The 25,197-nt window shown below is 70.6% G+C and carries 24 protein-coding genes; 4 read left to right on the top strand and 20 right to left on the bottom strand.

Features of this window, described 5'->3' with window-relative positions:
- Positions 1-62 precede the first annotated feature (62 nt).
- The 6 genes from VAB18032_RS13565 to VAB18032_RS13540 form a co-directional block, all read right to left on the bottom strand.
- Positions 63-743 carry a hypothetical protein gene (locus VAB18032_RS13565; protein WP_043720623.1) on the bottom strand — a complete coding sequence of 227 codons (681 nt, stop codon included), beginning with the start codon at positions 741-743 and terminating at the stop codon, positions 63-65.
- Positions 744-936: 193 nt separating this feature from the next.
- Entirely contained in the window at positions 937-1,746 is an 810-nt protein-coding gene (locus VAB18032_RS13560) for a class I SAM-dependent methyltransferase (RefSeq protein ID WP_013733417.1), read from the bottom strand.
- Positions 1,747-1,921: 175 nt separating this feature from the next.
- On the bottom strand, positions 1,922-3,166 hold the full coding sequence (locus tag VAB18032_RS13555) for a mandelate racemase/muconate lactonizing enzyme family protein (protein WP_013733416.1): 1,245 nt from the start codon (positions 3,164-3,166) through the stop codon (positions 1,922-1,924).
- A gap of 1 nt (position 3,167) precedes the next feature.
- Positions 3,168-3,995 carry a carbohydrate ABC transporter permease gene (locus VAB18032_RS13550; RefSeq protein ID WP_013733415.1) on the bottom strand — a complete coding sequence of 276 codons (828 nt, stop codon included), beginning with the start codon at positions 3,993-3,995 and terminating at the stop codon, positions 3,168-3,170.
- Positions 3,995-4,972, bottom strand: coding sequence for a carbohydrate ABC transporter permease (locus tag VAB18032_RS13545; protein WP_013733414.1), 978 nt, complete (start codon positions 4,970-4,972; stop codon positions 3,995-3,997). The genes VAB18032_RS13550 and VAB18032_RS13545 overlap by 1 nt, the downstream gene beginning before the upstream one ends.
- 4 nt (positions 4,973-4,976) lie before the next feature.
- Positions 4,977-6,194 (bottom strand): ABC transporter substrate-binding protein, encoded by a 1,218-nt coding sequence (locus VAB18032_RS13540; protein ID WP_232510796.1) that lies wholly within the window; start codon positions 6,192-6,194, stop codon positions 4,977-4,979.
- Between the two features lie 206 nt (positions 6,195-6,400).
- Here VAB18032_RS13540 and VAB18032_RS13535 point away from each other — a divergent pair, with 206 nt between their 5' ends.
- Positions 6,401-7,168 carry a FadR/GntR family transcriptional regulator gene (locus tag VAB18032_RS13535; protein ID WP_013733412.1) on the top strand — a complete coding sequence of 256 codons (768 nt, stop codon included), beginning with the start codon at positions 6,401-6,403 and terminating at the stop codon, positions 7,166-7,168.
- Between the two features lie 44 nt (positions 7,169-7,212).
- Here the strand turns inward: VAB18032_RS13535 and VAB18032_RS13530 are convergent, their stop codons facing one another.
- The 7 genes from VAB18032_RS13530 to VAB18032_RS31255 all read right to left on the bottom strand — a co-directional run bounded on the left by VAB18032_RS13530 (position 7,213) and on the right by VAB18032_RS31255 (position 14,645).
- Positions 7,213-8,607 (bottom strand): RICIN domain-containing protein, encoded by a 1,395-nt coding sequence (locus VAB18032_RS13530; protein WP_013733411.1) that lies wholly within the window; start codon positions 8,605-8,607, stop codon positions 7,213-7,215.
- A 140-nt stretch (positions 8,608-8,747) separates the two neighbouring features.
- Complete coding sequence (locus tag VAB18032_RS13525; protein ID WP_148272269.1) at positions 8,748-10,316, bottom strand: hypothetical protein; 1,569 nt, start codon at positions 10,314-10,316, stop codon at positions 8,748-8,750.
- An 18-nt stretch (positions 10,317-10,334) separates the two neighbouring features.
- Positions 10,335-10,616, bottom strand: a complete 282-nt coding sequence (locus tag VAB18032_RS32110) for a YciI family protein (RefSeq protein WP_013733409.1) — start codon at positions 10,614-10,616, stop codon at positions 10,335-10,337.
- Positions 10,613-11,935 carry a helix-turn-helix domain-containing protein gene (locus VAB18032_RS31265; RefSeq protein ID WP_013733408.1) on the bottom strand — a complete coding sequence of 441 codons (1,323 nt, stop codon included), beginning with the start codon at positions 11,933-11,935 and terminating at the stop codon, positions 10,613-10,615. Before VAB18032_RS31265 ends, VAB18032_RS32110 begins: the two co-directional genes overlap by 4 nt.
- 43 nt (positions 11,936-11,978) lie before the next feature.
- Complete coding sequence (locus tag VAB18032_RS13510) at positions 11,979-12,740, bottom strand: SDR family NAD(P)-dependent oxidoreductase (RefSeq protein ID WP_013733407.1); 762 nt, start codon at positions 12,738-12,740, stop codon at positions 11,979-11,981.
- Complete coding sequence (locus VAB18032_RS31260) at positions 12,737-13,717, bottom strand: alpha-ketoacid dehydrogenase subunit beta (RefSeq protein WP_013733406.1); 981 nt, start codon at positions 13,715-13,717, stop codon at positions 12,737-12,739. Before VAB18032_RS31260 ends, VAB18032_RS13510 begins: the two co-directional genes overlap by 4 nt.
- Entirely contained in the window at positions 13,710-14,645 is a 936-nt protein-coding gene (locus tag VAB18032_RS31255; protein ID WP_013733405.1) for a thiamine pyrophosphate-dependent dehydrogenase E1 component subunit alpha, read from the bottom strand. Before VAB18032_RS31255 ends, VAB18032_RS31260 begins: the two co-directional genes overlap by 8 nt.
- A 128-nt stretch (positions 14,646-14,773) precedes the next feature.
- On the opposite strand from VAB18032_RS31255, the gene VAB18032_RS13495 reads away from it, so the two are divergent.
- The gene (locus tag VAB18032_RS13495; protein ID WP_013733404.1) at positions 14,774-15,904 is read left to right on the top strand and encodes a mandelate racemase/muconate lactonizing enzyme family protein; all 1,131 of its coding nucleotides are present in this window, start codon (positions 14,774-14,776) and stop codon (positions 15,902-15,904) included.
- 105 nt (positions 15,905-16,009) lie between these two features.
- Here VAB18032_RS13495 and VAB18032_RS13490 read toward each other — a convergent pair whose 3' ends face one another.
- The 6 genes from VAB18032_RS13490 to VAB18032_RS13465 form a co-directional block, all read right to left on the bottom strand.
- A complete protein-coding gene (locus tag VAB18032_RS13490; RefSeq protein ID WP_013733403.1) occupies positions 16,010-16,333 on the bottom strand; it encodes an L-rhamnose mutarotase in 324 nt (107 codons plus the stop codon).
- 122 nt (positions 16,334-16,455) lie between these two features.
- Positions 16,456-17,289 carry a carbohydrate ABC transporter permease gene (locus tag VAB18032_RS13485; protein ID WP_013733402.1) on the bottom strand — a complete coding sequence of 278 codons (834 nt, stop codon included), beginning with the start codon at positions 17,287-17,289 and terminating at the stop codon, positions 16,456-16,458.
- Positions 17,286-18,245 (bottom strand): carbohydrate ABC transporter permease, encoded by a 960-nt coding sequence (locus VAB18032_RS13480; RefSeq protein ID WP_013733401.1) that lies wholly within the window; start codon positions 18,243-18,245, stop codon positions 17,286-17,288. The genes VAB18032_RS13485 and VAB18032_RS13480 overlap by 4 nt, the downstream gene beginning before the upstream one ends.
- Positions 18,246-18,308: 63 nt before the next feature.
- Entirely contained in the window at positions 18,309-19,610 is a 1,302-nt protein-coding gene (locus VAB18032_RS13475) for an ABC transporter substrate-binding protein (protein ID WP_081476108.1), read from the bottom strand.
- 15 nt (positions 19,611-19,625) lie between these two features.
- Positions 19,626-20,630, bottom strand: coding sequence for a Gfo/Idh/MocA family protein (locus VAB18032_RS30085; RefSeq protein WP_013733399.1), 1,005 nt, complete (start codon positions 20,628-20,630; stop codon positions 19,626-19,628).
- The gene (locus tag VAB18032_RS13465; protein WP_013733398.1) at positions 20,627-21,871 is read right to left on the bottom strand and encodes a M20 metallopeptidase family protein; all 1,245 of its coding nucleotides are present in this window, start codon (positions 21,869-21,871) and stop codon (positions 20,627-20,629) included. Before VAB18032_RS13465 ends, VAB18032_RS30085 begins: the two co-directional genes overlap by 4 nt.
- Before the next feature lie 113 nt (positions 21,872-21,984).
- Between VAB18032_RS13465 and VAB18032_RS13460 the strand changes: the two genes are divergently transcribed.
- Positions 21,985-22,824 carry an amidohydrolase family protein gene (locus VAB18032_RS13460; protein ID WP_013733397.1) on the top strand — a complete coding sequence of 280 codons (840 nt, stop codon included), beginning with the start codon at positions 21,985-21,987 and terminating at the stop codon, positions 22,822-22,824.
- Positions 22,824-23,600, top strand: a complete 777-nt coding sequence (locus VAB18032_RS13455; protein ID WP_013733396.1) for an HAD-IIA family hydrolase — start codon at positions 22,824-22,826, stop codon at positions 23,598-23,600. The genes VAB18032_RS13460 and VAB18032_RS13455 overlap by 1 nt, the downstream gene beginning before the upstream one ends.
- Positions 23,601-23,673: 73 nt before the next feature.
- Here the strand turns inward: VAB18032_RS13455 and VAB18032_RS13450 are convergent, their stop codons facing one another.
- Positions 23,674-25,095, bottom strand: a complete 1,422-nt coding sequence (locus tag VAB18032_RS13450) for a non-reducing end alpha-L-arabinofuranosidase family hydrolase (protein WP_043720612.1) — start codon at positions 25,093-25,095, stop codon at positions 23,674-23,676.
- Positions 25,096-25,197: the final 102 nt, after the last annotated feature.

The raw sequence follows: 25,197 nt of genomic DNA, 5'->3' as shown, positions 1-25,197 counted from the left end.
CTCCGATCGGGACCGGCGTCGCACCACGGCGCCGGTCCCGACACCGTTGGCACCCGAGTCGCTCAGGGAAGCAGCCGGCGCCCCTCCCAGGTTCCGTGTTCGGACAACGGGCGGAATCGCATGAACGCGGACTCGTGGTGGAAGTCCCGGCGATGCTGTTCGACCATGGCGACGGCGTGGGTGTCAGCTTGTGGGACGGCGCTACGGCCGTGGACCATGTCGGTCATCTCGCGGACGCTGCGCCAGATCGTGAAGGTGGAGAAGGTGTGCGGCGGGCGCATCGCTGCGGTGGCGAAGGTGGCGCCAGGGTGGCTGGCGACCAGGCGTTCGACCGGCCGCCCCCACTTCAGGAACCGGGGCAGTTCGAGAAGCTTGAGCCGGGCGAGGGTGACGGCCACCATCGGCTCCTCCGGATCCCACCGGCCCGCCTGCACCGGCAGGCCGGCGAGCGCGGCCACCTCGCCGTAACGCCGCAGGTACTGCAATCGCACATGCCATCCGGCGGCGAGCCGCCGCCCCAGCGCGTCGTCTGCGAGGAACCGTTCCAACGCCGATTCATCGGCCCACTCGGCGAACATCGCCAGGCGTCGCAGCTGCATCCGTTCCACCGACAGCACCGGGGAACCGAGCCGCATGAGCGGGAAACACTCGGCATGCCGCAGCCCAGCCGCCCGAGGCCCGCGCCGCAGTGTGCGCAAGGTCAAGGCCGGTGGAAGCAGTACGAGATGGAACGAATGAATCATCGGCCCATCCTTCCAGTCCTCACAGCCTGACCGCGGATCGCGGCTGATGCGGGCACCTGCTCGGAGTCGGCTTGGCTAACGACGCAGTTTGGTGCCAACCACCGTTGCGATGGGTTCAGGTTCGTCGGTGGCCGCGTCACAGCCAGCGGCTGGGGTCGACGACGCATGTCCTGGCCAAGCGCGCTTCTCTCCGTCAGGCGCGGCAGACGATCTCGCCGTGCAGCACGGCGAACCAGGCATCCGCTGCTTCGGCCCACTCCCGCCAGCCGTCCGAGATGTTGCGTAGGTCCTGCGCCGTGGCGACGCCTGCGGCCAGCACCTGTCGGGCCAGGTCCGAATTCAGGATCCGCTCGGCCCACATCCCGCCCCACCATTCCCGGTCCTCCGGCGTGGCGAAGCACCAGGTGCTCGCCGTCGCCCTGACGTCGGTGAACCCGGCGGCGTGCGCCCAGGAGAGCAGACGCCGCCCGGCGTCCGGTTCGCCTCCGTTGGCGCGGGCGGCCTGCTGGTACAGGGCGAGCCAGTCGTCGAGCGCCGGCACGCGCGGAAACCAGGTGAACGCCGCATAGTCGCTGTCCCGCGCGGCGACGATTCCACCGGGACGGCAGACCCGGCGCATCTCGCGCAGGGCCTGGATCGGATCGGCGACATGCTGAAGCACCTGGTGGGCGTGGACGACGTCGAACGTACCGTCGGAGAGGTCCAGCGCGTGCACGTCGGCGACCGCGAAGTCGATGTTGCCCTGACCACGGGCGTCGGCCTCCGTGCGGGCGAGTTGGAGTGCGTCGTCGGTGATCTCGACGGCGGTGACTCGTCCGGGTGCCACGCGGGCGGCCAGGTCGACGGTGATGGTGCCCGGTCCGCAGCCGACGTCGAGCACCGACGAGCCCGGCGCGAGGTGCGGCAGCAGGTACGCCGCCGAGTTCTCGGCGGTACGCCACCGGTGTGAGCGCAGCACCGACTCATGGTGCCCGTGGGTGTAGACGTTCGGTGCGGCCGGCATGCACGAGTCCCCTCGATCGACTACCGCAACCCTAACCATCCATCCCACTATTCGGTAAGGACTTCCCATGATATGAACCGCGCCGATCAAGACCCGTACTGCCACCAGCGCCGAGCGCCGCAGCCGCGTTATTCAACTCGGTGAGGCGCGCCGTCGGCGGCAGCGGCAAGGACCCTCATGACGCCACCGTCCGGTGGATCTGTCCGTCGGGCTCGTGGTTGTCACGGGACGCTGGGGTGGGTGCCGCGACGGGCCACCGCCGGTGGGGAGGTACCCCGTCGGCCTCCGCCAGCAGGCGGCGTCCGGCCTGCTCCGGCCGTACGTTCGGGCTGTCATCCGGGTGGGCCTGCGGACGCCGGCCGGCGGCGATCACCCGTTCGTCGACGTGGATGCCGAGCCCCGGCGAGTCGCCGAGGACGAAGGCACCGTCCTCGACGTGCAGGTCGACGGTGAGGCCGACCGGTGGACGCAGATCCTGCAACTCGCTGGTCAGGTGGTTCGGCACCGAGGTCGCCGCGTGCAGCAGCCCGACCGGGCTGTTGCCGATCGGGCTGATCGGCAGGTCGTGCGCGTGGGCCAGGGCCGAGGCGCGCAGGAAGTGCGTGACCCCCCAGACGGCGGCCGTCTGGATGATGTCGACCGCGCCGGCGGCGATCAACGGGCGGTACTGTTCGAGCCCGGTGAGGTTCTCGCCGGTGGCGACCGAGGCGCGGATGCCCCGGCCGACTGTGGCGAGGCCTTCGGCGTCCCAGCGTCGGACGGGTTCCTCGATCCAGATCAGGTCCAGCACGCGTTCGATCTCGCTGACGTGTCGGACCGCCTGTTTGCGGGTCCACGCCTCGTTGACGTCGAGCATGAGGCCCGGCCTGCGGCCCTGACCGGCCTCGGTCAGCACGTCCCTGATCAGGCACAGCCGGTGCCGGTCACGCTCGATGTCCAGGCCGCCCTTGAGTTTGGCGGCCCGTAGGCCGTACTGGGCGTACTCCTGGTATGCCTTGACCAGTTCGTCGTCGGTGAGGCCGATGTCGAGACCGGAGGCGTAGGCCGGGACCCGCCGGTCGCGGCCGCCGAGCAGCCGCCACAGCGGCTCACCGGCGGCCTGCGCCTTGATGTCCCACAGGGCGGTGTCGAGCGCGCCGATGGTGCCGAAGACCGGGCCCGCGTGCCCGGCCTTGAAGGTGTGCCGCAGCATCCGGTCGTAGAGCGTGGTGACGGCGCGGGGATCCTCGCCGTCGATCGCCGCGAAGATCCGTTCGATCTCCACGGACGGGCCGATGCCCACTCCGCGGATGCCCTCGTCGGTGTCGACGACGACGATCGGCACCGGGACGACCCCGTCGGCGAAGACGCCGTTGGCGTCGCCGACGGGCCGCCCCCATTCCTGCACGGTGGTGAGCGTCCGATATCCGGTGATCCGCATGTCAACCCTTCGTGGAGCCGGCGGCGACGCCGTCGGCGATCTGGCGCTGGAGGAAGAGGTAGACCACCAGGACGGGGATGGCGGCGATCAGCACACCGGACGCGAAGGTGGGGATGTCGTCGGAGTACTGCCCCCGCAGCGAGGTCACCCCCACCATGAGCGTGCGGTGTTCGGCCGACGGCATCATCACCAACGACATGAGTACGTCGTTCCAGCAGAACAGCGCGTTGAGGATGCCGACGGACAGCAGCGCCGGTGTGCCCAGGGGCAGCATGATCCGGCGGTACACGCCGTAGATGCTGTTGCCGTCGATCCGGGCCGCGTCGATGATCTCCGGTGGCACGCCCCGGTAGTAGCTCGTCATCAGAAAGACGGTGAAGGGCAGGAACTGCGCCACGTAGACGAGGACCAGCCCCGGGTACGTGTCGATGAGCGCCGTGTCGGCCATGATCCGGGCCAGCGGCACCATGATCACCTGGAACGGCACGAACAGGCCCGCGAGGCAGCCCAGGAACAGCGCCGACGAGCCGCGGAAGCGCAGTTGGCTCAGGGCGAAACCGGCCATCGAGCCGAGCAGCAGCAGCAGGATCACCGACGAGGTCACCACGACCAGCGAGTTGATGAAGTAGCGGCCCATCCCGACGCTGGTCCACGCGGTAATGATGTTGTCCCAGCGCAGGGCATCGGTGAGGGCGAACCGGTCGAGGATGTAGTCGCGTCGGGTCTTCATCGCCACGTTGGCGGTGAACAGCAGGGGGTAGATCGTCGCCAGGGCGAGCAACGACATCGGAAGGGCGATCAGCCATCGCCCGCGTCGCAGGTGGGACATCAACTCTCCTTCCCCGCCCGCCTGAGCAGCTGGATCTGCAACAGCCCGACGACGAGCATGATCACGAAGAGCACGGTCGAGGCCGCCGAGGCGAGGGCGGGGCGGTTCATCTGGCCCTGCTGGATCCAGATGTAGTACTCCGGCAGGTAGGTCGAGCCCTCGGGGCCGCCGCTGGTCATCACGTAGAGCAGGCCGAACATCGAGGTCAGCATCCCGATCATCGTGGTCACGAAGACGAACTGGATGGTCCGGGACAGCCCTGGGATGATCACGTGCCGGATCACCTGTGGCAGCGATGCCCCGTCCACCCGGGCCGCGTCCAGCAGGGCGCTGTCCAGCGTCGCGAAGCCGGCCAGGAAGACCACCAGGGACATGCCGAACGTGGCCCAGACGTGCACCCCGACCACCACGAACATGGCGATGTCCGGGTTGCCGAGCCAGTCGGTCGGCGGGACGCCGACCGCGCCCAGGACGGCGTTGAGCGGGCCGTCGAAGGCGAGCAGCAGGTTGAAGATCGCGCCCACGATGACCGGGGAGAGCACCGCAGGGAAGAAGTAGACGCTGCGGTAGACGCGGTGGCCGGGCACCCGGAGGTAGATGAAGGTGGCCAGCAGCCCGGGGATCGCCACCGCCACCGGCAGCAGCAGCACCAGCCACCCGACGTTGCCCAGCGCGGTACGGAACAGCGGGTCCGTCAACAGCTCGCGGTAGTTGTCGATGCCCACCGCCGTTCCGTTGCGTGCCCCGTCCCCGGTGAAGGAGAAGTTGACTCCGAGCAGCAGCGGATAGAGCCGCAGCAGCACGATGATCAGTACTGCCGGTGCGACCAGGATGTAGGGGGCGAGGCGCTCGGCCCGCAGGCCGCCGCCGCTGCCGGCGCGGCGCGCAGGGCGGCGGGCGGAGGTGTCACCCGCGGGACCGTCGGTCCGACCGGACAGAGCCGGACGGACCGACGGCTGCGTGTTTCCGATCGGCACGCGCTCAGCCCGCCTGGTCGGAAGCGGCCAACTGCTTCACCACCTCGTCGACGGTGATCGAGCCGCTGAGCAGCTGCTGGGAGAGCCGCCCCATCAGGTCGATCGTCTTGGAGGAGAGCGCCACGTGCAGGGCCGGCTTGCCGCCCTTGAGCTCGGCGACGATGCCGGCGACGGCCGCGCCGCCCTGGGAGACGTCGATGGTGGTGTCGGCCGCGACCGCGCCCGCGTCGGCGTAGAACGCCTTGAGCGCGTCGGTCGAGGTCAGGGAGCGCACCAGGTCGGCGGCGACCTTGGGGTCCTTCGTCCACTTCGCGACCGCGTACCCGATGCCGCCGTCGTAGGCCAGGCTGGGCGTGGTGCCCTCGGTGACCACCGGTGCGCTCATCACGCCGAGGTTCTCGGGGGTGAGGAACTCGTTGAAGTCCTTCCAGTGCCCCACGTCGGACATCAGTCCGATGATGTGGGCCGCCTTGCCGGACTGGAAGATGGCGAAGGAGTCGTTGAACATGGCGGTCGAGTTGGCGCCGTCGTTGTTGAGGCCCGCCGCGCCGGCCTCCTTCCAGAGCGCGAAGACCCGCTTGACGTTCGGCGAGTTCCAGTCACGCTTGCCGGCGATCCAGTCGTCGTACTCCCCGGCGGTGAGGATGCCCGAGCCCAGGGCGGAGAGCCAGAACTGGATGCCCACGCCTTCCTTGTTGCCCAGGGCGAAGCACTTGGCGCCGGCCCGGGCGATGGCGGTGCAGTCGGCGAGGAACTTGCTCCAGGTGGTGGCCGGCGTCGCCGGGTCGAGCCCGGCCTTGGCGTAGAGCGCCTTGTTGTAGTAGATGGGGTGGCCCTGCAACGTCACCGGGCCGGCATAGGTCTTGCCGTCGGAGGTGAAGGCGTCCCAGCCGGCGAGTCGCTGCTTGTCCTCGGCCACGTACTCGTCCAGCGGCACCAGGGCGTCCACCCGGTCGCGGATCTGGCCGCCGCCGTTGAAGAGCATGACGTCCGGGCCCTTGCCGGCCTGGATCGCGGCGCCGAGCAGGGTGTAGTACTGGTCGAACGGCTGCGCGACGAACTCGACCGTCACGTCGGGGTGCTTCTTGGCAAAGTCGGCCTTCGCCTTGTCGAGGTACTGTGCGGCGGAAGCCTCGCCCGACTTCCAGTCCCACACCACCAGCTTGTCTGCGGAGCCGCCGGAGGAGTTGCCCGATCCGGTGGCACTTCCGCAGCCCGCCATCGTCACCAGTCCGACAACAAGGGCGGCTGACCATAACGCGCGCTGTTTCATCGTTGTTCACCTCTGAACGGGGTTGGCTGACGGCCCGGCCGCCACGCCGACAATCGATCGATGGAACGTAACTCGTATGACGTCTGATGGTCAACAGGCGGGACGTACACTGATCTCTTGGACGTCGTGCCACGGCAAAGCAAATCGGAGGGGACATGACGCCACCGGAGACGACCCTCGAAGGCCTCGTGACCCCGGCCTGGGTCCGGCGACCCACAAACCTCGCCAGGGCGGTCACCGCCGAGCTGGTGCAGCGAATCGTCCGTGGGGTGCACCCCTCGGGCACGGCCCTGCCACCGGAACCGGTCCTCTGCGAGACCTTCTCGGTGAGCCGCACCGTGGTGCGGGAGGCGGTCAAGGTGCTCCAGGAGAAAGGCCTGGTGCAGGTCCGCCAGGGTGCCGGCACGATGGTCACCCCGCAGTCGATGTGGGACATGCTCGACGAACTGGTCCTGGCGGCCACCATCGCCGAGGACGACAGCCTCGCCATCCTCGACGACCTCGTGGTCACCCGGCGGCTGCTGGAATCGGACATGGCCCACGTCGCCGCCCGGCTGGCCGGCCAGGAGACCCTCGACCGACTCCGCGCCCTGGTGGACCGGATGGACGAGCTCGTCGACGACCAGGTCGCCTACCACGACCACGACCGGGCCTTCCACGACGTGATCATGCAGGCCTCGGGCAATCGCATCGCCCGTGGCGTCGTCCGGTCGTTGGAGAGCCAGGTCGTCAACACCGCGCGCTACATGGGTCGGACCCAGCGTTCGCTGTGCGTGGCGTCCAACCGCGGGCATCGCCGCATCTACGAACGGATCGCCGCCCGGGATCCCGACGGTGCCGCCGAGGCGATGTTCACCCACATCACCGAGGCGTGGCTGGTCCGCCGCAAGGGCTCCGGCAAGGTGCCCCGACTCCAGCGCTGATCGACGGCCGGGCCCCGCTGGCAACGGCGGCCGGCCGGCGCAGGTCAGGAGAACTGGGCGAAGAACCGCCAGATCTCACCCTTGGTCCAGGTGGTGACGCCGCTCTCGGCGTACGTGCCGTCCACCGGCCCGGGCATGTGCCCGTTGTCGAAGGCAGCCCACTGCACCGGGTAACCCGCCCGGCAACCGGAGTACGCGGTGGTGATGTGGGTACGGCTGCCCGCTCCCGGCTCCGGCGGGTTCTGCGCGGTGCATCCGTTGTTGCGGACGAACGTGTCGCGCAGCGACCGCCCCTGGCCGATGCTGAGCACGTTGTCCGAGATGCCGTGCAGCCCGAAGTACGCGATCGGCTGCGAACCACCGGAACAGCCGCTGATCTGCGCACCGGCGATCACCGCGACGGCCCGGAACACGTCGGCCCGGGCACAGGCGAGGGCGTAGCTCATGCCGCCACCCCAGCTGAAACCGAGCGCGAAGCGCTGCCGCGGGTTGACGCAGAGGGCGCTCTCGATGTGCCTGATCATGTCGTCGACGAAGACGACGTCCTCACCACCGGCATTGCCCCAGCCGTTGCCGAGCCCCTGCGGGGCGACCAGGATGGCCGAGTTGTTCGACTGTTCCTGCTGGCCGTAGTAGGACCAGGCGGCGCCGCTGGTGCCGCCGGAGGAGACGTCCTGCATGGTGCCGCCCCGCCAGTGGAAGCCGAAGATCAACCGGTAGGGGTTGTTCTGGTTGTAGTTGGCGGGCACCCGCAGGATGAACGACCGGCTCTTGCCGCCGCTGGAGATCGTGTGCGTGCCGCTGTTCAGGGTGGGCGCCTTGCCGCAGCCCGTGCCGCCGGTGGGGGGTGGCGGGGTGGTGCCCCCGCCGTCGACGCGGACGAGTTGCCACTGCTGGTTGGCGCCGTTCCAGTCGGCGTACTGCACGATGTTGCCGCCGTCGGCGGTGGACGCGCCCTGCACCTCCACGACCTTGTTGCTGTGCCGGCTGATCAGCCGGACGTGACCGCCGTCGGAGTCGGCCAACCGGAACTGCTGGTTGGTCCCGTTGTGGTCCGACCATTGCACGATCGCCGCACCGTCGGCGGTCGAGAAGCTGTAGACGTCGAGAACCTTGCCGGAATGCCGGGACTTGATCCGGTAGTAGCCGCCGCCGGAGTCCACGAACTGCCACTGCTGGTTGGCGCCGTTGTTGCGGGTCCACTGGCTGATCCGGGCGCCGTCGGCGGTCGACGAGGCGTACAGGTCCAGCGCCTTGCCGCTGTTGCGGTTCACCAGGACGTACCAGGCGTTGGTGTCAGGCGTCGCCGCGGCGGCCGGGGCGGCGTGCACCGCGACGAGGGTGCCGGCGGTCAGGACGGCGGCAGCGACCGCCGCCAGTCCTGACCGCCATCTGCGGCGTGGTGGAGAGGCGGGACGGGCCTCACCGATGACGTTCATGGCCGACTCCTTCGATCGGGGTCTCACCCGGGGCGTGCGCCCGAGCGTGCCCGGCCGCGCCGGCATGGTGGTGGCGCCGGCCGAGCAACCCAGCCATCGAAAGTTAACTATGAAAACGTCATACGTCAAACGACAGAGGTCTATCCGGCGGAGTGCGCGTGCCGGGCCGCCCGCTCGGCCAGCCACAACCAGCGTCGCTGCACCTCGCCGCTGGTGGCGGCAACCATCGCCAGGGCGTCGCCGCGCACCTTGCCCAGCGCGTCGGCGTCGGTTGCCGGGTCGTCCAGCAGGGCCGCGCCGTCGCGGAACGCCTCCGCCTCGGCCGAGCCGCCGAACCGGGGGGCCACCTCGTCGCGCCAGAAGTCGGCCCAGGCCAGCTCCGGGTTCCAGGAGAACCGGGCGTACGCCAGGTAGCTGACCTCGTTGGTCGGGTGGTACGCGGACGCCTCGGCGAAGATGGTCAGTCCGCGCATGCCGGCGGCGGCGGTCCGGGTCGCCATGTCGGTGTACATCTCCGGCACCCAGGAGTGGCGCTGGCGGTTCCACTGCGATCCGGCGTGGGTGCGCAGCACGTTCGTGGTGTGCGGCAGCGCCGCCACGTGCTCGGCGGTCAGCCGCTCCCGGTTGTCGTACCAGAAGCCCCGGTTGATGCAGTACTGGTAGGCCACGTCGTCGGGCAGGTCGGCCAGCGGGCGCTGCGCGTCCAGGTCGAAGATGTTGTCCCAGTACACCTCGACCAGGTGCCGCAGCGGCACCCCGGCCGGGCCGGTACGCCGGGCGGTGTCCAGCAGGGTCGGGTACACCGACCGCATCGCCTCGTACGACCAGGAGGTGCGCTCGCCACCGGTGTGCGCGGTGCAGCGCGCGCAGGCACAGCTGCCGTAGTCGCCGGTCTCGAAGTTGATCCCGCCGACCGGCAGGGTGTCCAGCAGCCAGTCGATGGCGTCGCGGTTCCAGGCCAGGTTCTCCGGCTGCGACGGGCAGGCGGCCATCATGTACTCGCTGGCCGGGAAGTGCAGGTCGCCGAACTCGTCGATGTCGAAGCCGACCTTCTTCGGCAGCTCGGCCGCCAGGTCGGGGCGCTGACGCAGCCAGGTGGCGAGGTTGTACCGGTGTCGGCCGTCGAAGTAGACGCCGCCGTAGGCGTTGATGCCCACCCCGGCGATGATCCGCACACCTCGGGCGTTGGCGTACTCGCACAGGTCGCGGGCCGCGTCGACGCCGCCGTGGGCGTCGCGCAGCAGCCCGTACACCACGATCCCGCCGATGCGTTCGGCGCTGCAGAAGTCCACCAGCCGCCGGTAGTCGGCCCCGAAGGCGTCGGCACCCTTGGCGTACGGGTTCAGCGCGCCGATCTCCTGCAGGCCCAGTTGACGCAGGTCCCAGTTGGTGGAGTGGTCCCAGGTCCAGAGGGTGCGCAGCGGCAGCCCGGGGGCGCTGTCGTAGGTCCCGACGGGCAGCCCGGCCGGGGTGGCCCGGGCCAGCAGGTCCCGCACGCCGTAGATCAGCCCGGCGAACGGGTCACCGACGATGCGGATCTCCCCGGTGGCCGGCACCTCGATCCGGAAGCCCCCCTCCGGCAACGCCGGGTCGGGCGTGAGCCGTACCGGCTCCGTGCCCTGCCCCAACGCCTCGACCAGCAGCGTGGCCGCGAACGGCGCGTGTTCGGCGCCGAGCACCTGGACGCCGGAGAACGGACGGTACGACATCATGACCTCCCGAGGGATTCAAGGGGTGGCGGCGAGGTAGTCGACGACGTCGATGGCCGTCCACACCCCGTTGCGCCAGTAGGGATCGTGTTCGACGAGGGCGCGGGCCGCCGCCGCGTCGGCCGCCCGCAGCACGAGCACGGAGGCGCGCAGGTCGGCGTGGGCGCCGGCGATCAGGGCGGTGCCGTCGGCCAGCAGGTGCCGCACGTACGCCAGGTGGGCCGGCCGGTGCGGCTCGCGGCGCACGGCGGCGTCGGCGGTGAAGGTGGCGGTGACCAGCCAGGTCTGTTCGAATCTCACGCGTCCGCCCCGATCGCCCCGACGAGACGTTGCAGGGCCACCCGGTAGACGGTCTGCGGCCGGCCCGCGCCGGTGCTGACGTGCACCCCGACCTCCTCGGCGAACCCGGCCGCGCGCAGCGCCTTGAGCAGCCGGCGCGCCGATCGGGCCTCCACCCCGTACGCGTCGGCCAGTCCTCGGGCGGTCACCTGATTCGGGTCCATCTGGTGCAGCGCCTCCAGCAGCCGCCGGGTGGACAGCGGCCCGAGGCGCAGTTGCTCGGAGACACGCAGCACGCCGGGGGCGGTCTCGCGCAGCCGCTGCTTGACCGCGCTGCCCCGGGTGGAGTAGATCTCGCCGTCCGGGAAGACCACGTGCGTGTCGCCACCGCCCCGGCCGAGGGCGAGGGCCTGGCGGGCGTTGGCCTCGGCGGCGGCGATGGTGGTGCCGGCGCCGAAGCCGACGGTGTGTTCCCCGTCCACCCCGCGCAGGGTGAGCAGGGAGGCGTGTCCGGCCCGGTGCCGGGCGATGGCGCTCTCCACGGTGCCCCGGGTGGTGGTGATGACCAGGGTGCGGTCGTCGATGGTGTTGAGTCGTCCGCGCATCCGCTCGGCGTGCTCCAGCAACGCCTCGCGCAACCGCAGGCGCTGCCGTTCGGCCTGGTACGGGTCCTGGGGTCGGGTGGCCGACTCGGCCACCTCGATCATCATCACCGCGATCTGGGTGGCCCGGGACTGGCGTACCTCGGCGGCGAGCCAGGCCCGACGCAGCGCGTCGCGCACCGACGCGCGGGTGTGCTCGACACGCCACACCGGCACCCCGCGTTCGCGCAGCTCCCGGTGCACCGCGCCGAGGCAGGTCAGGCACGCCTCGACCGCTCCGGATTCGTACCGCTCGCGGTGGTAGGCGGTGACCTCGGCCAGCGACGACAGCAGCAGGCCGGACGAGTCGGCGATGGGCAGGATCTCGGTGGGCGGGGCCAGCTCGATGTCGTGGTACGTCTCCCGGACGGTGTCCGCCTCGATGGTGTCCACACTGACCCGGGGCAGCTGGCCGGCACCGGCCAGCAGCATCCGGGACAGGGTGCGGTACAGGTCGATCCCGGCGTGCCGGATGTAGTCGATCTCGGCGCGCAGCCCACCGGCCGCGGCGGCGAAGCTGTACGGGATGCGCCCGGTGAACAGCAGCACCTGGCACACGTCGTCCAGCTCGCGAGCCAGCTCGGGGGCCTGCTCCGGGTCGGTGTACGTGCGGACGCTCACCTCCTCCGCGCGACCTTCCCCGGCTGCCACCTCCTGCACGAGCCGGATCGAGTCCTCCGGGCCGATGATCCCGATCACGCTGCCGCCTCCACGTCGTCGCCCTGTCTGCCGGTCGGGCTGCTCAGCCGGTGTAGACGGTGCCGGCGATGCCGGCGCTGGCCGGTGAGGCCAGCAGCACCAGCACCGACGCCACGTCCTCGGGGCGGCCCAGGGCCGCCTCGATCCGGGCGACCTGGGCACCGTTGACGCCGTTGGCCCGCGCCTCGTCCAGCGACCGCCGCATCAGCGGGGTGTCGATGTCGCCGGGGCACAGGGTGTGCACCCGGATCCCCTGTGGACCGAGGTGCCGGGCCAGCGTCAGGGCCAGGCCGTGCAGTCCTCCCTTACTCGCGCCGTAGGGTACCGATCCGGATCCGGTCAACACGCCGGCCTTGGAGCCGACCAGCACCAGCACCCCGTCACCGCCGCCGAGGTGCCGTACGGCGTGCTTGGCGACGAGGAACGGCCCGGTGAGGTTGACCGCGATGACCTGCTGCCACAGCTCCAGCGGCAGGTCGGCCAGCTCCGTGCCCTGACCTCGCATGACGCCCGCGACGTGCAGCACCGCGTCGATTCCGCCCAGCTCGGCGGCGACCGCGTCGAGGGCCGCGGACACCTGCGCCTCGGCGGTCACGTCGACCGGATGGGCGCAGGCGGTCGCCCCGGCGGCCTGGGCCTGCTCGGCGGCGTCGGCCGCGCCGGTGGCGTCGGCGTCGAGCACGGCGACGGCCGCGCCGGCCGCGGCAGCGGCCCGCACGGTGGCCAGCCCGATGCCGGAGGCACCGCCGACGACGACCACCCGACGGCCGGTGAGCAGGCCGGCCGCCGGGGCGACGCCGGTCACCGGTTGACCGTCCGCCGGACCGCCTCGACCACGTGCGCCGCCTCGGGCACGACTGCCTTCTGCAGCGCCGGTGCGGCGGGCATCGGCACGTCCGGCGCGGCCACCCGGGCGACCGGGGCGCGCAGGTCGGTGAAGCACTCCGACGCGGCCCGTGCGGCGATCTCCGCGCCGAACCCGCCGGTCAGGTTCGCCTCGTGGGCGACGACCAGCCGGCCGGTGCGGGAGATCGAGGCACCGACGGTCTCGAAGTCCAGCGGGTTGAGCCAGCGCAGGTCGATCACCTCGGTCTCGATGCCCTCGGCGGCGAGTTCGTCGGCGGCGGCCAGTGCCGCCGGAACCATCCGGGACCAGGCCACCACTGTGGCGTCCCGGCCGTCGCGGACCACCCGAGCCCCGCCGATCGGCTCGACCGGCGCGTCGGTGCGGACCGGACCGCGGGTCGGGTAGAGCATCCGGGCCTCCGCGACCACCACCGGGTCGTCGCTGACCACGGCGGTCCGCAACATCTGGTACGCGTCGTCCGGCGTGGACGGCAACGCCACCCGCAGACCCGGGGTGTGCGCGAGGTACGCCTCGATCGACTGCGAGTGCTGGGCGCACGCGCCCGGCGAGTACCCCTGCTGCATCCGGATCACCAACGGCGCCTTCCACCGGCCGGCGCTGGAGTAGCGGATGTTGGCGATCTGGTTGACGATCTGGTCCATCGCCACGAAGCTGAAGTCGGCGTACATGATCTCGGCGATCGGCCGCAGGCCGGTCATGGCCGCGCCGAGCGCCATGCCGAGGAAGCCGGTCTCCGAGATCGGGGTGTCGAAGATCCGCTCGGAGCCGAACCGCTTGTGCAGGCCCTTGGTGGCGCCGAACGGGCCACCGGGCAGGGCGACGTCCTCACCGAAGTAGACGGTGTCGGACCGGCTGTCCAGCGCCCAGGTGAGCGCGGCGTTGACGGCCTGGATGTACCGCAACGACTCAGACATAGACGTACTCCTTGACGGTCGCCGGGTCCGGGTACGGCACGGCGCGGGCGGCGGCGATGGCGGCCTCGACCTCGGCGGCCACCTCGGCGTCGATGACGTCGAGGCGGGCGGCCAGGTCGGCGTCGGCGGCGGCACGGATGCGGGCCAGCGGCTCGCGTTCGCGGGCGGCTGCCACCTCACCGGCCGGCCGGTAGTGCTGCACGTCGCCGCTGTAGTGGCCGACGAGGCGTTCGGTCATCGCCTCCACGATGGACGGACCCGAGCCTTCCCGGGCGCGGGTGACCGCCTCGCCGACCGCGTCGGCGACCGCGTCGGGGTCGTTGCCGTCGACGACCCGGCCGGGGATCCCGTACCCGGCGGCCCGCTCGGCGAGTTGACGGACGCGGACCATGTCCTCGATGCGGGACATCTCCGAGTAGACGTTGTTCTCCACCACCAGGACCAGCGGCAGGTCGAGCACGGCGGCCATGTTGAGCGCCTCGTGCACGTTGCCCTGGTTCATCGCGCCGTCACCGATGCTGACCACCGAGACCGCACCGCTGCCGGTGCGCTGCGCGGTGAGCGCGGCGCCGGTGGCGATCGGCACCCCGGCGCCGACGATCGAGTTCTCCCCCACGAACCAGCGGCCCGGGTCGGACAGGTACGGCGAGGCGGCCCGACCGCCGTTGACGGCCGAGTCGCGGCCCATCATCTCGGCGAACAGCCCGGTCATGTCCACGCCGCGGGCCAGCGCCCAGCCGTGCCCCCGGTAGGTCGCCGTCACGTAGTCACCGTCGCGCAGTGTGCGCGCGGCGCCGACCGGGATGGCTTCCTGCCCGTTGCACAGGTGGATCGAGCCCGGGATCTCGCCGGCGTCCTTGAGGGCGGTCAGCCGCTCCTCGAACCGGCGGATCCGGGCCATCGCCCGGTAGTCGTCCGGCAGACCCATCACACCCCCTGAAGATTTAGAGCCCTATTCCGGCTCGTTCGGATTGGAGCCTAGACCAGGGGCGTCATGCTATGGAAGAGTGCAGGAGCAAGTTTGTGGCCGTTATAGGTCTCTAATTTGGGGGCAGCATGGAGATCACCGCCGTCGAGTCGGTGGTGCGGGGCGACGCGCACTTTGTCGCGATACACACGTCGACCGGGCTGGTCGGCGTCGGACAGTCCGCCTGCTGGGGCTATCCGGGTGCCGTGCACGCGGTCGTGGAGACGTTCCGCCCGTACCTGCTCGGCGCCGACCCGAACCGGATCGAGCACCACTGGCACCACCTCTACCGGATGGGTCCGTTCCGGGGATCGGTGCTCACCGCCGCCGTCTCCGCGATCGACCTGGCACTGTGGGACCTGCTCGGCAAACGCCTGGAGGTGCCGGTCTGGCAATTGCTCGGCGGCCGGGTGCGCGAGAAGATCCGGCTGCACCTGCTGCTGCCCGGCACCGGCGCGCAGGCCCTCGCCGAGCAGGCGGCCGCGGCGGCCGCCGACGGGTTCACCGCGGTGAAGTTCGACCCGCTGCCGGCGAACTACGGTGACCTGTCGCTGGCCCGGCTGGTCGCCGAGACCGAGGCGACCACCGCCGCCGTCCGGGACACCGTCGGCCCCGACGTCGACCTGCTCATCGAACTGCACCGCAAGCTCACCCCGTTGCAGGCCGAGGCCGTGGTGCCGGCGGTCGGCCGGTTGCATCCGCTGCTGGTCGAGGACCCGATCCAGATCGACAGCGTGAGCAGCCAGGCCGAGGTGACCCGCCGGGCGCTCGGGGTGCCGATGGCCAACGGGGAGCGGCTGCACACCATCTGGGAGTTCAAGGAACTGCTGGCTCAGGGCGGCGCCCAGTACGTCCGTCCCGACCTCGGTCTGGCCGGTGGAATCAGCCACGCCCGCAAGATCGCCGCGCTGGCCGAGTCGTACCACGCGGCCGTGGTCAGCCACAACTGCCTCGGGCCGCTGCTCACCATGGCCTCGGTGCAGCTGGACACCGCGATCCCCAACTTCGTGACCCAGGAGTACTCCCCTCTCGACGACACCCTCGCCGACGGCCCGGCCCGCGCCTGCGTACGCCGCCGGGGCGGTTTCCTGCCGGTGCCCGAGGCACCTGGCCTCGGCGTCACCCTGGACCTCGCCGACGAGACCCCGCTGGACCTCACCGGCCGGCCCCTGACCCGCATCCCCTACCGCGCCGACGGCTCCGTCGCGTACGCGGTGTAAGGAAGGGCACCTTATTAACGCCTGCGGTAGAGCACGGGCCCCTTGTTAACACCGTGCGCCGGATCGCCCGAGGACGGGCGATCCGGCGCACCGGCGTTTGCGTGCTCAGCCGGCCGGCGGACGGCCGGGATGGTGGAAGACCGGGTACGCCCACAGTGGCTCGCCGTCGGCGTCGGCGATCTCGGCGAACAGGTGGGCCAGCGAGGCGCTCCAGCGCGCCTGCACCGGCGAGGCACCGGTGACCCGACGGGCGTGGTCGAAGCCCCACCGGGTACGCAGCACACAGATCAGCAGCAGGCCGTGCCGGTAGATGTGGTAGTCGTACATGCCCGCCTCGTCGAGCAGGGCGGCCATCTCCGGCCACAGCGCGGCGTGCCGGCGCTCGTACTCGGCCTCCGCCCCCGGGCGCAGGCGGTACAGGTAGCACATTTGCGCGCCGGGCCCGGATGCCGGTCCCGTCCCCGATCCGGTGCCGGGATCGGGAACGGAACCGGTGTGACCCGTGCCCGGACGATGAGGAGTATCCGGGCCAGGGTGGTGCACCGGGTCGCTCACTTGCCGGAGCCGGCGAGCGCGCCGGAGATGAGTTGCCGTTGGAACACCAGGTAGATGATCAGCACCGGCAGCAGGGCCACGATCAGGCCGGCGCTGACCAGCGGCACCGACACGTCGTACTGGCCGCTGAGCAGGGAGACGCCGACCATCAGGGTCTTGGAGTCCGAGCCGCCCATGATGACCAGCGGCAGCAGCAGGTCGTTCCACATCCAGACGAAGTTGAAGATGGCCAGGGCGGCCAGCGCCGGGGTGGCGATCGGGGCGAGCAACCGGAACAGGATGGTGAAGTGTCCGGCACCGTCGACCCGGGCCGCCTCGATCAACTCGTCGGGTACCTGCTGGAAGTAGCCGGCGAGCTGGTAGGTGCCCAACGGCAGGCCGAAGGCCGCGTACGCCAGGATCAGGCCCTGGTACTCCCCGGACATGCCCAGGTCCAGCACCGTCTGGTAGAGCGGGTAGATGATCGCCTGGCTGGGGATGGTCAGGGTGACGATGATGAACAGGAAGACCAGCTTGCCGCCGCGGAAACGCAGCTTGGTCACGGTGTACGCGACAAGCATCGCGGCCAGCACCGACAGCACCAGCCCACCGACCGTGGTGATGATCGAGTTGAGCAGCAGTCGGGGCATGTTCATCCGCTTGAACGCCTCGACGTAGTTGTCGAAGGTGATCCCGGACGGCAGTCCGAGCGGATCGCGGGCGAACCCGGTCTGCGTCTTGAGCGAGCTGACCACGGTGAACAGCAGCGGGTAGAGGGCCGCCACCGCGACCACCACCAACGCGAAGACCAACAGGTAGCGCCCGATCTGGGCGGAGTATCGCCGGTTCATCGCGGCTTCCGGGTCCCCTCTTTGAACATGTGCCGCACGCTGAAGACGGAGATCAGGGCGACGAAGACGAACAGGGCGATGCCGATGGCCGAGCCGTACCCGCGGTCGAGGAACTGGAAGGTGGTGAGGAAGACCAGGTACTCGGGGAGCATGGTGGCGTCACCGGGGCCGCCCTGGGTCAGCGCGTAGATCAGCGGGAAGAGCCAGATCAGCACGCCGGAGGCGCAGAGCACGCTCCAGTACGCCACGGTCGGGCGCAGCATCGGCACGACCACGGAGAACAGCCGCCGCCAGAAGCCGGCGCCGTCGAGGTACGCGGCCTCCAGCACCTCGTCGGGAATGGTCGCCAGCCCGGCCAGGTAGGTCATCACACCCAGGCCGAAGAAGCTCCACAGCGCCACCGCGACAAGCGAGAACAGGGCGCTGTTGCGACCGTTGAGCCATTCCAGGGCGAGCGGTTCCAACCCGACCGTACGCAGCAGGGCGTTGATCGGTCCGTCCGGCGCGAGGATCTGCCGGAACATGATGCCGACGACGATCGGCGCGATGGTGTACGGGATGAAGTAGACGGCCCGGAAGAACTTCCAGCCCGGTGCCCGCTGGTGGATCAGCACCGCCAGCACCAGCGGCACCACGATCCAGACCGGCAGGGTGGCCACCACCAGCAACGCGTTGCGGAAGCTGGCCAGCACCATCGGGTCGTCGAACATGCGGGTGTAGTTGTCGAACCCGGCGAAGGAACTGTCACCGAACCCGCTGGAGGATTCGAAGCTGGTGGTGACGCCCCGCACCAGCGGCACCAGCTTGAAGGTGAACGCCAGGGCCAACGCCGGCAGGACCAGCAGGGCGCCCAGCCACCACTCCCGGGCGTGCCGGAAACGCCGGGTACGGCGTACCGGCGCAGGTGGCGTCGTCGCGGCGGCCGGCTCGGCGGCCGGCGCGGTGGAGATGCTCATCGGGTTGTCCTCCCCCGGGAAGCTGGCGGGTGGGGTGGCGCTGGGCCACCCCACCCGATGCGACTAGTTGCCCTGCTTCTTCGTCGGGCTGCGCTCCAGCGCCTGCTGCATCTGGTCGGCCCACTTGTCGACGGTGAGCTGGCCGAGGGTGACCTGCTGCCAGCCGCGGGCCAGCGCGTCGGCCTCCGGGCCGGAGAGCATCACACCTGCGTGCAGGGTCGGCTCGGCGATCAGCTCCTGGATCTTCTTGAAGGCCGGCGACTCCGGCAGCAGCGCCGGGTCCACGTTCTTGTTCAGCGGCTGGCCCTTGGCGTACTTCACCCAGAGCTCGCCGTTCTCCTTGCCGGCCAGCCAGGTGATGAACTTCAGGCCGGCTTCCTTCTTCTCGCTCCACTTGGTCACGCCGTAGACGGCGCCCTCGATGCCGGAGAACTTGCCGGCCAGCGGCGCGGACGGGTTGATGGCCGGCCAGCGGGTGACGCCGAGCTTGTCGTCGCCGAGGGCCTTGCCGAACGCCTCCCAGTTCACCGCGTCGGAGATGATGGTGCCGGCGAAGGCGGCGTCACCGCGCTGGAAGATGTCGGCGCCGTCGGGCAGCATGGTGATCGACGGGGCGTTCTTGTTGGCCCAGCCCTTGGTGGTGATCTCGGCCAGCTTCTCCAGGACCTGGACCAGCTTCGGGTCCTTCCAGGACAGGGTGCCGTTGAGCACGCCGCGGATGTCGTCCTCGGTCAGGTAGTTGCGGGCGATCTCCGGGAAGTCCCAGTACGCCGGGAAGGTGCCGGACAGGCCCAGGGCCAGGCAGGTCTTGCCGGCCTTCTTGACCGCGTCGCAGGCCGCCCCGAACTCGTCCCAGGTGGCCGGCGGGTTCTCCGGGTCGAGCCCGGCCGCGGTCAGCACGTCCTTGTTGTAGTAGAGGACGTTGCCCTGGTAGGAGAAGGGCACCCCGTAGCAGGGCTTGCTGGTGTCGAACTCCTCGCAGGCGCCGCTGTAGGTGACCAGATCCTTGTTGATCTCGGCCGCCTTGTCGCCCAGCGGCGTGTACGCCCCCCGCCTGTCGAACAGCTCCAGGCCGGCGTTGTTGGCCATCACGTCCGGGCCGGACTGCGAGGTGATGTACGGCCCCTGCACCTCGGGGTACTTGTCGAACGGGACCGACTGCAGCTCCAGCTTGATGTCCTGGTGGCTGGCCTCGAAGGTGCTCTTCACCTGCTGCCAGTACTCGGTGCCACCCGGCTCCCAGGTGAGCACCTTGAGGGTCACCGGGCCGTCGGCGGCGTCGTCACCGCCGCCGCCACAGGCGGCGAGCAGCGCAGCGGTGGCCACACCGGCGGCGAGGACACCTGTCAATCTACGTCGAAACATCGGCGCAAACTCCTGTCAGGAAAGGGGTTCGGGGGAGATCCGACGAGGCGCGCCACCGGCGGCGGCACTGTCGGCCATGGCCGTGGCGACCTGCACCACGTGCAATCCGTCGGCGAGCGGGACGACCGCCGCCGACTCGACGCCGGTCACCTGACCGACGAAGTGGCGCAGTTCGGCGGCGAGTGCACCGCCGCCGTCGACCGGCGACAGCAGCCAGTCCGGCGCCTCGGTCTGCTCGCCCTGGACGAGCAGCGTGGGGTGGCCGAGGTCGACGTGTGCGACCCCGTCGGTGCCGTACACCTCGACCAGGTCCGAGGTGTGGTTGGGCGTGTGTGCAGGCAGGAGGTAGCTGTTGCGGATCGACGACACGACGTCGTTGGCGTGCCGAAGCTCCGCCCACACCAGGACCGGCGTCGCCGATCCGGGTCGGGTCCGGGCCGCCGCGCGGACCTCGACCACCGGCGACTGGGCGTACCAGATGGCCAGGTCGATGTCGTGCACGGCGGTGAGGAGGGCGGGGTGCTCGTCGGGGAAGAGCCGGCTGAGGGTGCGCGGCCGGTCCCGGCGCGACGAGATGGCCAGCACCTGACCGAGTCGGCCGGCGCGGACCGCGTCGTACAGCGCCCGGTGGGGTGCGCTGTGCCGCAGGATGTGTCCCGGCTGGCAGAGCACCCCGTGGGTGCGGGCCGCGGCGACGATGGCCTCGGCGTCGGCGACCGTCGCCGCGAGGGGCTTCTCCACCAGGACCGGCACGCCGGCGGCCAGCAGCGCGACCGCGACGTCGCGGTGCGCGGGACCGGGCACGCAGACCGAGGCCGCCTGCGGCGTCCCGGCGGCGAGCAGCTCCTCGACCGTGCCGAAGGTGCGGGTCACGTCGTGCTCGGCGGCGACCTGCCGGCGTACGCCCGGGTTCGGGTCGACAAGCGCGGTCACCGGCACCCCGAGGGACCGGTACGCGGCGACGTGCCGCAGCCCGAAGGCTCCCGCGCCGATCACGGCGACCTCGACCCGCTGGCTCATGCCGCCACCGCCGCGCTGTCGGTGTCGGTGTCGTCCGCGGCGGCGGCCGGGGTCGGCACGGAGGCGATGGTCGGGGCGGTGAGTCGGCCGTCCAGGACGGCCCGGGTGAGCCGCTCCAGCGCGTTCACGCCGTATTCGAGGCAGCGCTCGTCGACGTCGAAGGAACCGGAGTGCAGGGGCGCGCCGCCCCGCTCGCCGGTGACGCCGAGCTTGACGTACAGGCTGGGGCCGAGCGCGCCGAGCAGCGCGAAGTCGTCGGTGGTCAGCGGCGGCACCGCGAGGTCGACCACCTCCACCAGGTCGGGCAGTTCGGTGTGGGCGAGCGCGACGAGTTCGGCCGCGTTGCGTACCGGGGGCATCTCGTTGGCCCAGGTGAAGCGGACGCCGAGGTCGAGCGCGGCGGCCTGCTGGCGGGCGACCCGCTCGATGACCACCTTGAGCCGCTCGCGGGTGCCCTCGTCGAGGGTCCGCAGGGTGCCGGTCGCCTCGGCGTACGCGGCGACCTGGCTCTGGCTGGCGCCGCCGGAGATGGTGCCGATGTTGAAGGCCACCAGCTCGTCGGCGTTGCGGGACCGGGCGACCGCGGCGTGCAGCAGGTTCACGATGCCGCTGAGGCCGAGGATGGCGTCGCGGCCCAGCGCCGGGGTGGCGGCGTGCGCGGCCCGGCCGAGCACCTCGATGCGGAAGGCGTCCTTGGCCGCCATCGCCGTGTGGCGGTCCACGCCCACCGTGCCGACCCGCAGGTCCGGCCAGCAGTGCAGGCCGAGTACGGCGTCGAAGCGGCGACCGCTCAGGGCCTCGTGCAGAAGGGCGGCGGCGGCACCGGAGGCCTCGCCGAAGGGGATTTCCTCGGCCGGCTGGAACAGCACGGCGACCGAGCCCCGGGCCGGTGGCGTGGCGGCGAGCCGGGCGGCCACGCCGTAGGCGACGGTCATGTGCACGTCGTGTCCGCAGGCGTGGCAGACCCCGGGGTTGGTGGAGGCGTACGGCTCGGTCTTGGCGTCCTGGACCGGATAGGCATCCATATCGGCCCGAAGGAGGACCGTCGGTCCCGGAAGCGCACCTTCGAGTTCCAGGAGCAGTCCGGTGCCGGCGATGCCGGTGCGCACCCGACCGAACGGCTGGAGCTTCTCGGCCAGCGTCACGGCCGTCTGATGCTCGGTAAACCGCAGCTCCGGGTGGCGATGAAGCTGACGCCGTAGCCGTACCAGCCCCTCGACCCCGTCGTGTCCCAGCTCCACCCAGCCCACTCCTCGCTCACGGCCTGCAATCCGGACCTAATTGAGACAAGAACCTAAAGCCGGGGGGCGGTCACGTCAATAACCAGGCCGGATTTGGGTTATCGTCCGTGACCATGGACCTCGCTGACGCCCACCTGCACCTGTTCGCCAACGGCTACCCGGGCCGCTACGGACGCTCCCCCGCCGGCGCCGAGGAGCTGGCCGCATACCAGGACATCCGCCGCGTGCACGGCATCGATCGGGCGCTGGTGGTGGGCTACGAGGGCGAGGAACACTTCGCCGGCAACAACGACTACCTGGCCTCGCTCGTCGGCAGCCATCCCTGGATCGCCCCGGTCGCCTACGTCTCACCAGATGGGCCGGCAGACGGCCAACTGGCCCGCTGGTGGGCGGCCGGATTCGTGGGCGTCTCCGCCTACCTCGCCGACACCGAGCAGGCCGACCGCTTCGCGGCCTGGCTGACCACGGCGGTCCCGCAGCTCACCGCCGCCCGGGCGCTGCTCAGCCTCAACGCCACCCCGGCCGCCACCGCCCGGCTCGGCACCGCCCTGGCCGGGCTGGACGCCTGCCCGGTGCTGTTCAGCCACCTCGGACTGCCCGGCAGCCGTCCCACACCCCCGACCCCGCAGCAGGCGGCCGAGACGTTGGCGCCGCTGCTCGACCTGGCCCGGCTGCCGCAGGTCGGGGTGAAGGTGTCCGGCCTATACGCGGTCAGCGAGCCCGCGCACGCCTGGCCGCACTCCGCCGCCCGGCCCTTCGTCGACCTGCTGCTGGAGCGCTTCGGCAGCCGGCGGCTCTACTGGGGCTCGGACTTCCCGCCCAGTCTGGACCATGTCTCGTTCAGCCAGACCCTGGAGCCGGTCGGCCTGGCGCAGCTCTCCCGCACCGAGCAGGCCGACATCTTCGGCGCGAACCTGCGGCGCGCCCTCGACGGCGTCCAGGCGGCACGCTGATGACGGCGATCCGGGCGGTCCTGCTCGACCTGGAAGGCACCCTGTACGCCAACGCACGGGTGATCGACGGCGCGAGTGATGCGATCGCCGAGCTGCGCGAGCGGGGCCTGGGCGTACGGTTTCTGACCAACACCGACTCGAAGACCGCCGAGCGGATCCGCACCGAACTGGCCGGCTACGGGCTTTCCGTCGCCGCGGACGAACTGTTCACTCCGGTGGTGGCCGCCGAGCGGCTGCTCACCGCAGCGCAGGCCCGTACGTTCGCGCTGCTCTCCCGGGAGCTGACCGCGCTGATGCCGACGGTGGCGGCCGTTGGCCCGTACACCCATGTGCTGGTCGGCGACTGCCGCGAGACGCTTGACTACCCGGCGTTGGACGAGGCGTTCCGGGCGGTCCGCGCCGGCGCGGAACTGGTGGCGTTGCAGCGCGGCCGGTACTTCAAGCGCGCCGACGGCGACCACGTCGACACCGGCGCGGTGGTCGCGGCGATCGAGTACGCCGCCGGGGTCACCGCCCGGGTGCTCGGCAAGCCGTCGCCGGACTTCTTCCGGCTGGCCGCCACCTCGCTGGGCGTCGAGGCCACCGAGTGTCTGGTGGTCGGCGACGACGCCACCACGGATGTCGCCGGTGGCCGGGCCGCCGGGCTGGGAACCGTGCAGGTGCGCACCGGCAAGTACGCCGACCAGCGCGCCGAGGGACTCACCGGCGACGCCGATCACGAGGTGGACTCGGTGGCGGATCTGCCCGCGCTGCTGCGCAGGCTGACCGCCGCATGACCCGAGGGCGGGCTCGGTGTGTGCCGAGCCCGCCCGCCTTTCACGTCACTCGTTGTGGAACTGGGTCACCTGGTCAGCGTTGCAGAGTCAGCAGCCCCGGGCGGTACGGCAGCAGGCCGTAGTCGCCGCCGGAGTTCGGGGCACGGCCCTGGTACAGCAGTTGCAGGTTGCACGGGTCGACGGTCATCGTCTGGTCGGCGTTGGAGCGGATCAACTCGCCGTGGCTGATGTCGTTGGTCCAGGTCGCGTTGCTGTTGGCCTTACCCGCGAACGGGTTGCTCTCGGTGGCCGCCTGCGGCGTCCACGTCCCACCCAGACTCGTCGCGGTGAACGACCGGAAGTAACGACCCTGCGAACCGATCGCCTCCACCAGCATCAGGTACCGCTGCTGACCCTGCAGCTTGTACACCTGCACACCCTCGAACAGGTTGTTCGTGGTGTCCGTCATGATCGTGGTGTAGTTCGACCCGAAGCTGCCCGGGAAGTTCCCGATCGGCATGCTCGCCCGGTAGATCCGACCATTGTCACCGGCGAAGAACAGGTACATGTTCTGGTCATCACCGATCAACGCCTGATCGATCGGCCCGGTACCCGAGTTCGAGATGCTGCCCGTGAACAACGTCTGATGCGCCGACCAACTGTTCACATTCGCCGGGTTCGTCGACGTCCGATACGAGAACGCCGGCCCACCCCACTGATACGCAAGCACCCAGATGTTGCGCGGCGCGAAGTAGAACAACGACGGCGCCACCGCCGCGAACGGCATCTGGTTCTGACTCGCCGAACCCATCTGGTTCCAGTTCGAGAACAGACCGAAGTTCATCGAACCCCAGGTCGTACCCGTGTCGTGGGTGGTGGCGTACACCAGGTGCTGACCGTTGTACGGGGCGTGCGTGAAGTCCTTCAACGACACCCAACCCGCCCGAGGCTGCGCGAGCGCACCGGTCGACGACCACCGGTACGACGACGGCAGGTTGCAGGTGCCCGTCGGCGGCGGAGTCGTCGGGGGCGGGGTGGTCGGCGGCGGAGTGGTGCCGGGTGGCGGGGTGGTGCCGGGTGGCGGAGTGGTGGGGGTGGTGCCGCCGGTGCAGGTCACGCCGTTGAGGGCGAAGCTGGTGGGCACCGGGTTGCTGCCGCTCCAGGACCCGTTGAAGCCGAACGAGGTGGTGCCGTTGGTGGCGATGGTGCCGTTGTAGCTGACATTGCGGGCGGTTACCGCCGCCCCGCTCTGGGTCAGCTCGGTGTTCCAGAACTGGGTGACCCGCTGCCCGGCACCGAAGGACCAGGTCAGGGTCCAGCTGGTCACCGGGTCGCCGAGGTTCGTGATGGTGATGTTGGCGCCGAAGCCGTCCTGCCACTGCGACGGCACCTCGTACTTCACCGAACAGCCGGCAGCCGCGGCACTGGCCGGCAGGGCCACGATGGCCGCCGAGGACGCCAGCAGCGCGACCCCGACCGATGCCAGGTACATATTGGTTCGTCTGGATCTTGGCATAACGCAACCTCCCGGCTGACATGACCGCATCGCATTGTCGAAGGTCGATGCAGGTTAACGTTAACAGCTGCGTCCGGTACATTACGGGAGCGCTCCCATCTC

The organism is Micromonospora maris AB-18-032, assembly GCF_000204155.1.
Classification (GTDB): Bacteria; Actinomycetota; Actinomycetes; order Mycobacteriales; family Micromonosporaceae; genus Micromonospora; species Micromonospora gifhornensis.
Note: the sequence above shows the minus strand (reverse complement) of the source record. Positions and strands in the feature narration are given on the sequence as shown.